Below are 14292 nucleotides of genomic sequence, written 5' to 3' on the forward strand. Positions count from 1 at the left end.
GTTACCTGGTCTCGGCCGGGGTGGGCGAGGACCTGTACGCCAACCCCGCCCGGACGTTCTGGACCGGCCCCCTCCGGCGAGTACGAGAAGGCCGCCGCCTGGGTGGTCACCCAGTTCGCCGGGATCCGCTCGGCCTGGACGACGTCACCGCCGGCGCCGCCGCCCGGGTCGCGGGCGACCTGTTCACCAACCGCCGCGCCCTGGTCACCTCCGCACCGGCTCTGCCGGTGGAGCTCACCGAGGAGCAGGAGTCGGCCCGGAGGTCGCCGCGCTCCTCGACGCCGAGGACGTCGACCTCGACCCGACCGCCGAACTGGAGCTCCCCGAGGCCGACGTCGCGCTTCCGGAGGCCAAGCCCTCGACCGAGGAAGCCCGGGGAGCTCCTGCGGAGCTCGTGGAGATGCTCGCCTCGGTCGGCCCTGGCACGGTCGCCGTGAAGTCCCTCCGCCCGTACCTGGAACAGCTCGGCCGGGACCGGTCCTGGGTCTCCAAGGAGATGAAGCGGCTCGCCGAGCAGGGCCTCCTGCGCCCCCACCGGAGAGGAGGGCGTCTACCGCCTCCTGCCGGTCCTCGCCGGGGTCCGACGAGCCCCGCACACCCGCACACCCCCGCACACCCGCACAGCACGAATCCCCACGTCACACGGCGTGTGAAGAGGGCCGCACACCGGCCCGCACACCCCACCGCACACCACCCGCACACCGAAATGCAGCGGGCCGCCCCGGTAGCACCCGGGGCGGCCCCGACGCCCACGGAGGACACCGTGAACGCCAACCCCCAGTATCCCGACACCGGCCGTCAGATCTCGACCGAGGACCTCCTCGCCGCGCTCCTGCCCGACTCCCCCGCCGGCGCCCAGCCGACCGCCCCGGCCCCGACCGCCCTCACGGCTGAGCCTGTCCTCGACGTCGCCGCGCTCCTGGAGCTCGCCCGCCGCCAGGGCGCCCTCGAAGCCGCGGTCGCCCAGCAGAACCCGGCGGCGCTCCGCGCCGTACCGGAGAAGTCCGGCCCGATCGTGCCCCAGTGGGCCGTCGGCACCGCGGTGGCCGCCGTCGGCATCGGGGCCGGCGGACTCCTCCTCGGCGTCGCCCTCGACCTGCTCGCCACCGGCGCCGCCGCCGTCGCGGCCGGGATCACCGCCGCCGCGCCGATGCTGATCCTCGGCGCGGTCCTGGTCGCCGCCCTCCTCGGCCGCCGGTCGAACAAGGGCGGTGGCTTCGAGGTCACGCAGACCGTCGTCCAGACCATCACGCAGACGGTCAAGGGCGGTGGCCGGCGATGAAGCTTGACACGCAGGCCCAGGTCGACTCGGCGGAGCGGACCCTCCGGCTCGTGTGGCGATCGTGGGCGGCGCGGTGCTGTTCTCGATCCTGACCGTCACCCCGCTCGTCGAGCGGGTCACCCCGGACGAGTGGGACTGGACCGCCCCGATCCTCCCGCTCGTCGTGGACGCCGCCGTGATCATCGTGGTCCGCGTCGACACGATCGTCGCCCGGCTCGACGGAGACGCCGGCGCTTGGCCCATGGTCCTGCGCTGGCTCACCGGAACGATGACGCTCCTCCTCAACGTCGGGGACTCCGCGCTCAAGGGCGACATGGTCGGCGTCGGCGTGCACATGGTCGCGCCGGTCCTGCTCATCGTCACGGCCGAGGCCTCGCTCAAGCGGCGTCGGGCGATCGCCACGGCGACGGCCCGCATCGAGCGTGAGCGCGCCGACGAGCGTGAACGCGCGGCCCGTGAGCGCCGGGAGCAGGAGGACCGCTCACGGGCGGACCGGGAAGCCCGGGAGCAGGCGCAGACGGCCGAGCGTGAGCGCGTCCGGCAGGCCGAGGACCGTCGCCGTGAGCAGGAGCGGGCCGACCGTGAGCGCGAGCGTGAGCAGACCGCCCGCCTGGAGCGTGAGCGCCTGGACCACGAGGCCCGGATGGCCCGGGAGGAGCGCGACCACGCCGCCGAGGTCGAGCGGGAGCGCCGGGCCGAAGAGGCCAAGCGACACAAGGACGATGCGGACCGCGCCGAACGAGCCCGCCGGGATGAGCAGCAGCGCCTCGACCGTGAGCGGCTGACCAAGGAAGCGGTCCAGAAGACAGAGCGGGACCGCAAGGCCGCTGAGGCCCGCAGGACCGGACCGGCGCCCGTGAGCGCCGCCGTGAGCACCGCCCGCCCGGCCGTGAGCGCCGCCCTGACCACCCCCGCTCACGACGCCCCGGCCAACGACAAGATGAGCGAGAAGGACGCCCTGGAGGCGGTGGCCGACGCCGCCCGCGCTGGCCGCTCACAGCGGTCCGTCGCCGCGCTCACGGGCTGGTCCACCGGCTGGGTCGCCAAACAGTTCAAGGACCTTGAGGAGGTCGCAGCATGAGCCCGGTCCACCCGCTCCACTACTGAACGGCACGCCCCGCCGGCCTTTCGTCGGCGGGGCGTTCTTCGGCCCTCGAAACCCCAGGGGCCCCAAGGATGCTGTCGCGTCCTCCCGGTGACGAACCGCCACTTTGTGGCAGGCTCGCCCCAACAACTCCAGAAATGGCAACGAGCCGGGGCTCTGACCTCCCGGCTCATCCGCCTCCCGATCTCGCGTCCTTAGCCGGACGAGACAAGGTGACGTTGCTCGTGACGAGCGTACGAGAGAACAGCGCGACCGCGCCACAGCACGCTGCCGTGCCGGGACCTCGGTGCCACTGCGGCACCCCACTGGTCCACATCCCCGGCAAGCGCCCCAAGGTCTTCTGCTCCCCCGCCTGCAAAATGCGGGCAAAGCGGGCAACGGAGAGGGCCATGGCAGAGGCCTCCCGACCCCCCTCCGGCGGTGCGGGGCAGACCCCTCCCGAGGCAAAAAGTAACGCGGGCTTTAGTAGTAAGGGAAAATCTCCGTCCGCTGCAGGTCAGAGCGTTGTGGCGGAAGCGGCGAAGCCCAAAAAGGGACAGCCGAAGAAGGACCCGCGAGACGCTCGGTTCGAGCGGCGAGACCGGCACCAGGCGGTCGCGCTCGGCAACGCCTTCCGCGCCTGCGGCAACCGGCTCACCGGCAACGCGGCCACGTTGATGGCGGCGCTCGGTGAAGCGGCGATCGCCGGCGTCTGCCGCTGCAACAACGTCCACATGTGCGCCTGGTGCGGGACGCGGATCCTCGCGGTGCGGGCCTCGAACGCCCAGCTGATGGCGGACGGCCTGGCGCTCAACGGATACGGGCTGCACCTCGGCACCTCGACCCTGCGCCACTTCGAGCGGATGCCGTTCGGCTCGAACCGCAAGGGCGAGCGCTTCGGGCTGGTGTCGGTCCTGCACGACGGCTGGCGCGGGGCGTACGGCTCCAGCGGGCGCCCGTGGCGGCGACTCAAGGCTGAGTTCGGCGTGATCGGGTACGAGCGGGCCTACGAGGACACGTGGGGCCCGGACACGGGCTTTCACCTCCACTGGCACACGCTGTGGGTCACGGCTGCGCCGCTCGACGAGGACGGGCAGATCGCCTTCCGCCGTGCCATCGCGACGGCGTGGGCGGACGGCGTCAGGTCCGCCGGCGGCTACGAGGTGAGCCAGACGTGCGACCGGCCCAACTGCCCGTGCGGTGGTGAGGGGCACGGCACCGACCTGCGCCCGCTGAACGGAGGCGAGGAAGGGGAGGCGGCCCGCTACCTGTACAAGGACGGCGACAAGGGCACGGCGAAAATCGGGCTGGAGCTCTCCCGGCAGGACCTCAAGGACGGGCGCCGGGGCGGACGGCTCGGGCCCTGGCAACTGGGGGACGCGGCGGCAGAGGAGATGGCGGCGTCCGGCGGTGTGCCGGGCGTCTTCACCGAGCGGTACCGCGAGCGTGAGCGTGGGATCCACGGAGTGCGGAAGCAGTACCGCACGCAGGGCCTCAACGCCTTGGTGAAGCTGCTGGAGATCCCTCAGGACGAGCGGACCGAGAACGAGATTACCGACGAGTCCGGCGGGCTCCAGCCGATCCTCGTCATCCCGTCCAGCACCTGGTACCGGCACATCGTGCGGGTGCCCGGTCGCCGCCTCGACCTCGTGAAGGTCGCGGAGGCGCACGGTATCGGCGGTGTCCGGCTGCTGATCGAGTCATGGGGCCTGAGTTGGGGCATCGACGTCTTCGACCCACCGACTGAGGAAGAGATGACCACCCAGGTCGAGGAGGACGAGCCCGAGTCGAAGGTGTCCGAGCTGCTCGAACTGCCCGCCGCCCGGACCTTCGCGGAGTACGTCCACCGTGCCGCACGCCGACAGAAGGTCGCCGGGAACTGACGCTCAACCCAGCTGGGCCCCGACCGGTTCGCGGTCGGGGCCCAGCTACGTATGGGCACCTTGCCCACTATCTTGCTCCGCCGGGGCCGGTACCGAGAGTGCGCCGGCCCGGCGGAATCTGATGCTCGACGACGTCGACCTGGTGCTCATCGAGCTCGGCCCGTTCGGCGGGGAGAAGCCGCGGTGCCGGGGTCGTCGGTGTGCTCTCGGTGCTCGTCGTCGGACCGGTGCCGAGCGCACGGCGGGAGGTGCTCATGACGACAGTCTGCCGCGCGTCAGGGGTTCCCCGACGGGGGGAACCCCCTTTGTACATCGGGTGTATCCATCCCCCGCATATGGCGAAAGCCGACGTCTAAGACATCGGCTTCCCGCAAGGCCGTGCGCCAACACGAACCTGCCTAAATCCCCTGGTCAGCTGCGGTTGGAGCCAGTAGCAATCAGGGCGCCACGATCGGTCCGGAGTGAGACCTCGGCCGATCGGTGTTCCTCCAGTCTGGTTGCTTAACCAATCTCCCACAACCGTTAACGGCCCCCTGGAAAGAGTTTTGGTGGGATGTCGGCGTGAGCCAATTCGTCTCGGTCAAGGTATGGAGACTGACGGTCCAGGTCAGACGGATAAGACAAGTACACCAGCGTCTGGGACAGGTTGCGAACCAATGCCAATGGGGCCACACGCATCCGTTGAGGGCCTGGGATGCTCGAAGTGGACTGCACCTACGGGTGGCGCCAACCGCCCCGCGGTCCATGGGAAATGGAGCCAGTAGCACCGTCCGGCGGTCCTTGGGTCGCCGGACGGGCTCAAAAAATCAGGAGTGCCCTATGCCGGCTAAGTCCGCGTCCGTAGCTCCCATGCCTCAGGCAGAGCCCGCAGTGACCGACCTCGCTCGCTTCACCATGGCGCACGCGATCGTCTTCGTCGCGTTCATCGCCTCCGCGTCCGTTCTTCTCGTGCTCGGCACGCCCGTCCAGGACATCCTCATGCTTCTCGGCGGCATCGCAGGGATCGCCGTCCTGGCCACCAGCAAGCCCCGCCCGGGCGCGATGCTCCGGCGGGTCTTCAACGCGGCCATCACCCCCGGCAAGTAGGGAGCCGGCCATGGGACGCCCCGAGAAGCCGGTCGACCAGACCATCCCCGAACTTGCTCTCCTCGCGACCTTCCTCCGAGAGGAGCGGGTGAAGGCGAACAGGAGCTACGCCGTACTTGCCGACGTTGCCGAGGTGTCCGCCGCGACCCTCAAGCGCGCGGCGGCCGGTACGTCTCTCCCTACCTGGCACACGGTCCATCAGTACCTGCGTGCCTGCTACGTCCCGGTTCCCAAGCCCGTACACGTCAGCATCACCGACGAGGCCTTCTCCACGAACCTCGACGAGCGCTGCTTCCGAACGACCCTCGACCAGGGGGCGCGCTACTGGAGTCTGGCCGATGAGGCCGTGCGGGAGATCCAAGACCGCCGTCCCCGCCCGATGCCTACGTGCAGGTACGTGTACGACGAAGCCGACCTGAGCGCACGACTGCGCGAGCTGCACGCGTGGGCTTGGTCCCCCTCGGCGCACGTGATGGAGGAGCGCGCCGGCGACTTCGGGGTGCTGCCCCACAGCACCGCGCACCGAATCATCAAGGGGCAGACCCTCCCCCGCCGCATCGACCAGCTGCATGGGTTCCTCCGAGCATGCAGGCTTCCCGAGTCGAAGTGGGGGGACTGGATCGAGGCCTGGTGGCAGGTCAACAACATTCGATCCGTACAGGTGCTGGGGAACAAGATGCACCTCATCATCGACGACATGGTGGAGCGCGAAGTGCGCAGGCGAATGGGGATCAGCGAGCCGAGAGAGCTGGTCGCGTAGTCGCCCCGTAGCGGAAGAGGGCTCCTGGACGTGATGGCGTCCGGGAGCCCTTCGCTTCGTTCGCCGCGGCGTCGTCCCCGCGTGCGTCCGCCCACGGGCGAGCATCCGATCAAGATCACGTATCGCAGATACCTGGGTGCTCCTGCGGTCGGAGGAGGGGGCAACTGGGCGTGAATCTGAGGGGGAAGCCGGAGGGGAACCTGAGGGGGAAACTGCGGGGGAAGGGGGCGAGACAGTCACCACTCCCCAGTGCACGTCACGGCCCTGTGGTGACTGGTGACTGACCCGACTTACCTCTGCGCGCGGGGGTGGTGGGGGTGGGGATCGCTGTGGCCGGCCCTCGGGCGGGCAGCTGCTCGTGCGCCTGGTGCTCCTCGAGGTACGTCATCTCGTAGACGTACGGCGGCCGCCGATGACGTACGCGGCGACGGCGGCCGGGCTCGCGCTGATGGTGCGGCCCGGCTATCGCCGTCCTGCCGCGCTACAGCTTCAGGAACAGGTACAGCGCGCCGAACGCGGCCAGGGCGACGGTCAGCGCGGGAATCAGGGCCGGGTAGGCGACGGCGACGAGACCGGCGATGGCCGACCCGATGAGCGCGGTCGCGATGGTGGTGCGGTCGTTGGACACAGGTGCCTCCATGGGGGCATAGACGGGTTGCCCACCCCGGACGGGGCGGACGCAGAGGGACAGTGCGGGAGCGGTGATCTAGCCGCGCAAGTCCTCCGCCCCTTCGCGGGGCTCGGGAGCAGTCAGGCAGCAGGCGGCCTCAAAGCTGTTCAAGGGAGTCGTTTGCCAGCACCCGTTCCGGAGCCGAGGGGATTCCCCGACTGCCCTATTGGGGTTATGGGGGAAAACGGGCCCGATCCAGTACCGGCTGCGGGCCGTGCTGGCCGGAGCGGGGCGGAGACAGGAGCGGCGGCCTGCGAAGGCCCGCCCGCGGCGGCTGTGCCGCCGCTCTTGACCGAGTAGGGAAACTCTTACCGCGCGAGCCGAAGGCGGCCTCCAACACCGCCCGGTAGTTCTCCACCGTGAACTGCTTGCGGTACTGGCCTACTCAGTCAAGCGCTGGTCGTCATCCGCAGTCACATCGAATTGCCGGTGAGGTTGGCCCACACCTGGACCCCGCTCCCCTGCCGGCCCCGACGGGCGGCGTACGGTCGTCGGCATGAGCTACGAGACACCCCGGGCCTCCGACGGCACACGTCTGTGCGCCTGGTGCGGCGGCCCGGTCAAGCAGTCCGGCATCGGCCGGGCCAAGGAGTACTGCCGGCAGGGCTGCAGAGAGATGGCGTACCGGCAGCGGAAGCAGCAGAAGCTGATCGACGAAGCGGTCGCCGCAGCCCTCGTTTCGTCAACTGACAATCGCCCCGTTTCGTCAACTGACGATCTGGGTGGGGTCCGGGAAACGTCAGTTGACGAAACGGGGTCTGTGCAGGTCAGACCTGTAATTCCTGCTCCTGCGGTGGAGCCTGATCCTCCGGCGGTGTTGCCGGTCGTGCCTCCGGCGGTGCCGGCTGAGACCAAGGCCAAGGCCAAGGAGGAAGCCGCGGCCGCCGCGCTCGCGTACAAGCGGCGGCGCCGCAGCTCGATGACCGCGTCGGCCATACCGCTGTCGCCGGCCCCCGCCGTGTCGGAGGAGGCGGCCGCGAATCCGTGGCTCGCCGCTGTCGAGCGGACTGTCGGGCGGACGGCGCAGCTGCGGGAGGCGACCCTCTTCGAGGACCAGGAGCAGCCGGACGACGGGAGCAACGGGCCCACCCACGGCGCTTAGGCCCGTGGGTCCCCACGGGCGTGGGGGACGCGGATCTCGACACGCTCCCTCGCCCCGACGAGACCCGCACCGACGCGGAGCGACCACACCGGGCTCGGCCACATCGCGGCAGCAGCTGCTCCCCGCCAGCCCCTCCCCGGGGCGTAAGGTCGCCTCACGCGCCGTTCGGATTGACGGCGGGGGTACGGCGGCCCGCCCAACTGCCGGGCTGCTAGACGGCCGCTCAGGGCCCGCGACCCCACCCCTCTCGCCGCCGGCTGTCTTTCAACGCCCGGCCGGTCCGCAGCCGCCACGACCGGTGGCCACGGAGGCTAACGGTCTTAGGCGCCCCAAGGGGGAGTTGGCCCGGGAACGACCGTGGGGCCCGCTGTGCGGCCCGTACGGCTCGCAGAGAGCAAGAAGCCCCCCGCCGGGACTTGGCGGGGGGCTCAGGGGCCGTGGAAGGGCTTCGGGTTAGAGGTCGGTCCACCAGCGGAGGACGGTGGAACCCGAGACGACCTTGACGCCGACTTCGACGATCCGGCCGTCTTGGAGGTACACGGTCCGCACGACCTGGCTGACGCCGACGGTGCCGGTGAGCCCGAGTGCTTCCTTCTCCACCTCGGTGGCGTTCCGCATGGTGACCTCTTCGAGAACACCCTTCTGGGGACTGCCGAGCCGTGCCGACGCGAGCTCGCGAGATCCGCCAGTGCTGACGGGCTCGGTGAGTTCGGGCACGACGTCGATGACGTACGCCGGGTAGTAGCTGGAGGAGTAGTGCACCGGAACGCCAGCGCGGCTTACGACGCGGCGCCGGACCGCGACGGGAGTCCCCGGCTCGACCTCAAGGCGGCTGGCCACGATCTCGTCTGCGGCAACGGTGCCGATTTCCAAGATTCGGGACGTCTCACCCTCGGCCAAGGCCTTGCCGGTGGCCCGGAAGTTCGCCACCCGGCCTGCGATGTTGTCGCTGGCGGGCGCGGCGGCCACCGTGCCGACGCCAGGCTTCGCGATGGTCAGGCCCCAGCTCTTGAGCTGCGCGTACGCCCGGACGGCCGTCTTCATGCTGACCCCGTGGGCCTCGCAGACCTCCCGGAGTGAGGGGAGCGTCGTGCCCGCTGGAATGACGCCGGTCCGGATCTGTCCGGCGTAGTACGCCGCGATGCCCGCGTACCCCTCGCCCTCGCTCATCGTCTCTCCCTCTCGATGCGGGTGCTGCACTCCCTATGAGTCCAGCTGTGTACGTCCGACGGTAGACCACTTTCCCCCAGAGGTATAGCACTGGATCCAGTGCTGGACTTCAATCGATCCAGTGCTCTACCTTGTGGGTGGCAACGGACCGCCAGGGATTGCTCTCTGACGGGCCTTCATTCACGTGCCCTGGAGGGCGTCCAGATGACTGGTCAGTTCGTTCCCCCGACCCGCTCGGCAACGGGCAAGCCCCAGGCGGGCGCCAACGGCTCGCAGGCGAAGCGGAACACCACGAAGAACAGCTCCACGCAGTTCACGGGCTTTGCCCCGTCGTTCGGGCTGAACGTGAACGTCAACGGCGGTGGCGGTGGCGGTGGCCAGCGCGGCACGGTGGCCGGCGGTCAGCAGGGCGGCGGCGGTGGATCGCACTTCATCCTCGGCGAGCCCGAGTTCAACAGCACCGAGGACATCCGGAACTACTGCAACCACGTGCGGGCCCTGATGCTTCAGGTCGCGATCGAGATGGCGATGGCCGCGAAGATCCTGGAGGCCCGCCTGGCACAGGCGCAGTCGCTGCCGGGGGACAACCCGATCCAGGGCCGGCTGCGGGCCCGGAAGGTCGGCCGGAAGCTCAAGAAGGCCTCCGACGGCGCGACCGCCTCGGCGAAGGGCGCGGTCGCCGCGTACGGCGCGTTCACCCGCGAGTACGCGGACCTGATGCGCCCGCGCCCCCAGCGCACCGCGTCCACCAGCCCGTTCAAGTACTGAGAGGCGGCGCCCGATGGCCAGCAACGATCTCGTCCAGCAGCACGAGAACCGCCTCAACTCCGGATCCTCGACCACCCTCGGCGCCTGGCTCGCGCACCGGGCCAAGCCCTTCGCCCCGGCCTGGGTCGTCACCGGCGCGGTCGGCCTCGCCGGTGGCGGCGCCAACCTGATGTGGGCCGACTCCGCCCCGGCCGGGGTCGGCCTCACCCTCGCCTCGGTCGGCCTGACGGCCGCCGCATGGTGGGCGGGCAAGTCCACCGGCCCGCAGCGCCGGCTGCACTCCGCCATCACCGTGGCGGCCGGGTCCGCGTGGCTGACCTCCGCCGCGCTCGCCGGACCGCTCACCGGTCCGCTTCCCGACATCTACCTGATGGGCGGCGCCGCCCTGGCCCTGTCCTGGAACATCCGGCAGGTCATGCGCTCCTCGGCCGCTGAGACCTCCGGCTCGGACGCGGACAAGGGCCTGCTGGAGAAGGTCGGCCTGGCCCGCACCAAGCTCAAGGACGTCAAGGTCGAGCCGAACCGGGTGACCGTGCCGTACGAGCTCCCTGCCGGCGAACTCACCAACGACGACGTGGCCAAGGCGATCCCCCGGATCGCGTCCGCCCTCGACGTCCCCACCACGGCGATCCGCGTCCAGCACGACCCCGACAGCGCGAGGAAGGGCCAGTTCGTGATCGTGCCCGAGGACATGCTCAAGGTCCCGACCATGTGGCCCGGCCCGTTCGCCCCCGCCCAGTCCGTCGCCGTCCCGCTGCGCATCGGCGTCTACGACGACGGCAGCGACCTGGTGCTCCCGCTCCTCGACGCGATCCACATCCTCGTGATGGGGATGACCGGCTCCGGCAAGACCGAGGGCGCCCTCGACGTGATGTTCGAGCTGCTGACCCGCTCCGACGTCGCGGTCTGGCTGGCCGACGCGGCCAAGGCCGGGCAGGACTTCCTCCCGCTGGTCCCCGCGATGGACTGGGCCGCGCTCGACACCCCGTCCGCCGCCGCGATGGTCGCCGCCGTCCAGGCCGTCATCCCCGCCCGCACCGCCTGGCTGCGGGACCACGGCTACCGGGCGTGGGAGCCGGCTGCCGCCGAGCCGCAGACCGACCCCGCCCACTCCTGCCAGAAGGGCCGCGCCTGCGGCTGCCCCGGACTCCAGTACCTCATCGCCTGGTTCGAGGAGGCCGCCAAGCTCCTCCGCGACCTGGGCGACGACGTCTTCACCGGCATCGCGCAGGAGGCCCGCTCGGCCGGTGTCTCCCTGGTGGTCTCCATGCAGCGCGCCTCCGGCTACCAGCTCTCCACCGACACGAGGGCCAGCCTCCCGGCCGCGATGTGCTTCGGCGTCCGGGGCGACGACGCCGGGTTCGCCCTCCCAGAGGAGGTCCTCGACGCGGGCGCCAACCCGGCCGCCTGGGGCAACAAGCGCAAGGGGTACGTGTACCTGGTCTCGGCCGGGGTGGACGAGGACCTGTACGCCAACCCCGCCCGGACGTTCTGGACCGGCCCCTCCGGCGAGTACGAGAAGGCCGCCGCCTGGGTGGTCACCCAGTTCGCCGGGATCCGCTCGGCCCTGGACGACGTCACCGCCGGCGCCGCCGCCCGGGTCGCGGGCGACCTGTTCACCAACCGCCGCGCCCTGGTCACCTCCGCACCGGCTCTGCCGGTGGAGCTCACCGAGGAGCAGGAGTCGGCCCGGGAGGTCGCCGCGCTCCTCGACGCCGAGGACGTCGACCTCGACCCGACCGCCGAACTGGAGCTCCCCGAGGCCGACGTCGCGCTTCCGGAGGCCAAGCCCTCGACCGAGGAAGCCCGGGAGCTCCTGCGGGAGCTCGTGGAGATGCTCGCCTCGGTCGGCCCTGGCACGGTCGCCGTGAAGTCCCTCCGCCCGTACCTGGAACAGCTCGGCCGGGACCGGTCCTGGGTCTCCAAGGAGATGAAGCGGCTCGCCGAGCAGGGCCTCCTCGCCCCCACCGGAGAGGAGGGCGTCTACCGCCTCCTGCCGGTCCTCGCCGGGGTCTGACGAGCCCCGCACACCCGCACACCCCCGCACACCCGCACAGCACGAATCCCCACGTCACACGGCGTGTGAAGAGGGCCGCACACCGGCCCGCACACCCCACCGCACACCACCCGCACACCGAAATGCAGCGGGCCGCCCCGGTAGCACCCGGGGCGGCCCCGACGCCCACGGAGGACACCGTGAACGCCAACCCCCAGTATCCCGACACCGGCCGTCAGATCTCGACCGAGGACCTCCTCGCCGCGCTCCTGCCCGACTCCCCCGCCGGCGCCCAGCCGACCGCCCCGGCCCCGACCGCCCTCACGGCTGAGCCTGTCCTCGACGTCGCCGCGCTCCTGGAGCTCGCCCGCCGCCAGGGCGCCCTCGAAGCCGCGGTCGCCCAGCAGAACCCGGCGGCGCTCCGCGCCGTACCGGAGAAGTCCGGCCCGATCGTGCCCCAGTGGGCCGTCGGCACCGCGGTGGCCGCCGTCGGCATCGGGGCCGGCGGACTCCTCCTCGGCGTCGCCCTCGACCTGCTCGCCACCGGCGCCGCCGCCGTCGCGGCCGGGATCACCGCCGCCGCGCCGATGCTGATCCTCGGCGCGGTCCTGGTCGCCGCCCTCCTCGGCCGCCGGTCGAACAAGGGCGGTGGCTTCGAGGTCACGCAGACCGTCGTCCAGACCATCACGCAGACGGTCAAGGGCGGTGGCCGGCGATGAAGCTCGACACGCAGGCCCAGGTCGACTCGGCGGAGCGGACCCTCCGGCTCGTGTGGGCGATCGTGGGCGGCGCGGTGCTGTTCTCGATCCTGACCGTCACCCCGCTCGTCGAGCGGGTCACCCCGGACGAGTGGGACTGGACCGCCCCGATCCTCCCGCTCGTCGTGGACGCCGCCGTGATCATCGTGGTCCGCGTCGACACGATCGTCGCCCGGCTCGACGGAGACGCCGGCGCTTGGCCCATGGTCCTGCGCTGGCTCACCGGAACGATGACGCTCCTCCTCAACGTCGGGGACTCCGCGCTCAAGGGCGACATGGTCGGCGTCGGCGTGCACATGGTCGCGCCGGTCCTGCTCATCGTCACGGCCGAGGCCTCGCTCAAGTGGCGTCGGGCGATCGCCACGGCGACGGCCCGCATCGAGCGTGAGCGCGCCGACGAGCGTGAACGCGCGGCCCGTGAGCGCCGGGAGCAGGAGGACCGCTCACGGGCGGACCGGGAAGCCCGGGAGCAGGCGCAGACGGCCGAGCGTGAGCGCGTCCGGCAGGCCGAGGACCGTCGCCGTGAGCAGGAGCGGGCCGACCGTGAGCGCGAGCGTGAGCAGACCGCCCGCCTGGAGCGTGAGCGCCTGGACCACGAGGCCCGGATGGCCCGGGAGGAGCGCGACCACGCCGCCGAGGTCGAGCGGGAGCGCCGGGCCGAAGAGGCCAAGCGACACAAGGACGATGCGGACCGCGCCGAACGAGCCCGCCGGGATGAGCAGCAGCGCCTCGACCGTGAGCGGCTGACCAGGAAGCGGTCCAGAAGACAGAGCGGGACCGCAAGGCCGCTGAGGCCCGCAGGACCGGACCGGCGCCCGTGAGCGCCGCCGTGAGCACCGCCCGCCCGGCCGTGAGCGCCGCCCTGACCACCCCCGCTCACGACGCCCCGGCCAACGACAAGATGAGCGAGAAGGACGCCCTGGAGGCGGTGGCCGACGCCGCCCGCGCTGGCCGCTCACAGCGGTCCGTCGCCGCGCTCACGGGCTGGTCCACCGGCTGGGTCGCCAAACAGTTCAAGGACCTTGAGGAGGTCGCAGCATGAGCCCGGTCCACCCGCTCCACTACTGAACGGCACGCCCCGCCGGCCTTTCGTCGGCGGGGCGTTCTTCGGCCCTCGAAACCCCAGGGGCCCCAAGGATGCTGTCGCGTCCTCCCGGTGACGAACCGCCACTTTGTGGCAGGCTCGCCCCAACAACTCCAGAAATGGCAACGAGCCGGGGCTCTGACCTCCCGGCTCGTCCGCCTCCCGATCTCGCGTCCTTAGCCGGACGAGACAAGGTGACGTTGCTCGTGACGAGCGTACGAGAGAACAGCGCGACCGCGCCACAGCACGCTGCCGTGCCGGGACCTCGGTGCCACTGCGGCACCCCACTGGTCCACATCCCCGGCAAGCGCCCCAAGGTCTTCTGCTCCCCCGCCTGCAAAATGCGGGCAAAGCGGGCAACGGAGAGGGCCATGGCAGAGGCCTCCCGACCCCCCTCCGGCGGTGCGGGGCAGACCCCTCCCGAGGCAAAAAGTAACGCGGGCTTTAGTAGTAAGGGAAAATCTCCGTCCGCTGCAGGTCAGAGCGTTGTGGCGGAAGCGGCGAAGCCCAAAAAGGGACAGCCGAAGAAGGACCCGCGAGACGCTCGGTTCGAGCGGCGAGACCGGCACCAGGCGGTCGCGCTCGGCAACGCCTTCCGCGCCTGCGGCAACCGGCTCACCGGCAACGCGGCCACGTTGATGGCGGCGCT

At 71.1% G+C, this 14292-nt stretch carries 13 protein-coding genes; 11 read left to right on the top strand and 2 right to left on the bottom strand.

Going from position 1 to position 14292, the window contains the following annotated elements; translation table 11 throughout:
• The first annotated feature begins 763 nt into the window (after positions 1–763).
• The 5 genes from ACWG52_RS39570 (at position 764) to ACWG52_RS39590 (ending at position 6095) form a co-directional block, all read left to right on the top strand.
• Entirely contained in the window at positions 764–1282 is a 519-nt protein-coding gene (locus ACWG52_RS39570) for a hypothetical protein (protein WP_453129190.1), read from the top strand.
• 52 nt (positions 1283–1334) lie between these two features.
• A complete protein-coding gene (locus ACWG52_RS39575) occupies positions 1335–2363 on the top strand; it encodes a DUF2637 domain-containing protein (RefSeq protein WP_453129191.1) in 1029 nt (342 codons plus the stop codon).
• A 530-nt stretch (positions 2364–2893) separates the two neighbouring features.
• A complete protein-coding gene (locus tag ACWG52_RS39580) occupies positions 2894–4249 on the top strand; it encodes a hypothetical protein (protein WP_453129193.1) in 1356 nt (451 codons plus the stop codon).
• 870 nt (positions 4250–5119) lie between these two features.
• Entirely contained in the window at positions 5120–5335 is a 216-nt protein-coding gene (locus tag ACWG52_RS39585; protein WP_453129195.1) for a hypothetical protein, read from the top strand.
• A 10-nt stretch (positions 5336–5345) separates the two neighbouring features.
• Entirely contained in the window at positions 5346–6095 is a 750-nt protein-coding gene (locus ACWG52_RS39590; protein WP_453129197.1) for a helix-turn-helix domain-containing protein, read from the top strand.
• A gap of 481 nt (positions 6096–6576) precedes the next feature.
• Here the strand turns inward: ACWG52_RS39590 and ACWG52_RS39595 are convergent, their stop codons facing one another.
• Positions 6577–6723 (bottom strand): hypothetical protein, encoded by a 147-nt coding sequence (locus ACWG52_RS39595; RefSeq protein WP_398460409.1) that lies wholly within the window; start codon positions 6721–6723, stop codon positions 6577–6579.
• A 538-nt stretch (positions 6724–7261) separates the two neighbouring features.
• Between ACWG52_RS39595 and ACWG52_RS39600 the strand changes: the two genes are divergently transcribed.
• Positions 7262–7867, top strand: a complete 606-nt coding sequence (locus ACWG52_RS39600) for a hypothetical protein (protein ID WP_453129198.1) — start codon at positions 7262–7264, stop codon at positions 7865–7867.
• 453 nt (positions 7868–8320) lie between these two features.
• Here ACWG52_RS39600 and ACWG52_RS39605 read toward each other — a convergent pair whose 3' ends face one another.
• Positions 8321–9037 carry a GntR family transcriptional regulator gene (locus ACWG52_RS39605; RefSeq protein ID WP_352165667.1) on the bottom strand — a complete coding sequence of 239 codons (717 nt, stop codon included), beginning with the start codon at positions 9035–9037 and terminating at the stop codon, positions 8321–8323.
• A 204-nt stretch (positions 9038–9241) separates the two neighbouring features.
• Between ACWG52_RS39605 and traA the strand changes: the two genes are divergently transcribed.
• From traA to ACWG52_RS39630, 5 genes are all read left to right on the top strand, one after another.
• A complete protein-coding gene (gene traA, locus ACWG52_RS39610) occupies positions 9242–9805 on the top strand; it encodes a plasmid transfer protein TraA (RefSeq protein ID WP_453129201.1) in 564 nt (187 codons plus the stop codon).
• A gap of 13 nt (positions 9806–9818) precedes the next feature.
• Positions 9819–11822, top strand: coding sequence for a plasmid transfer protein TraB (gene traB, locus ACWG52_RS39615; RefSeq protein ID WP_453129202.1), 2004 nt, complete (start codon positions 9819–9821; stop codon positions 11820–11822).
• Between the two features lie 179 nt (positions 11823–12001).
• Positions 12002–12520, top strand: coding sequence for a hypothetical protein (locus ACWG52_RS39620; protein ID WP_453129190.1), 519 nt, complete (start codon positions 12002–12004; stop codon positions 12518–12520).
• The gene (locus ACWG52_RS39625) at positions 12517–13380 is read left to right on the top strand and encodes a DUF2637 domain-containing protein (protein ID WP_453129204.1); all 864 of its coding nucleotides are present in this window, start codon (positions 12517–12519) and stop codon (positions 13378–13380) included. Before ACWG52_RS39620 ends, ACWG52_RS39625 begins: the two co-directional genes overlap by 4 nt.
• Positions 13377–13601 carry a hypothetical protein gene (locus tag ACWG52_RS39630; protein ID WP_453129206.1) on the top strand — a complete coding sequence of 75 codons (225 nt, stop codon included), beginning with the start codon at positions 13377–13379 and terminating at the stop codon, positions 13599–13601. The genes ACWG52_RS39625 and ACWG52_RS39630 overlap by 4 nt, the downstream gene beginning before the upstream one ends.
• Positions 13602–14292: the final 691 nt, after the last annotated feature.

Source organism: Streptomyces sp. CLCI03 (assembly GCF_053615355.1).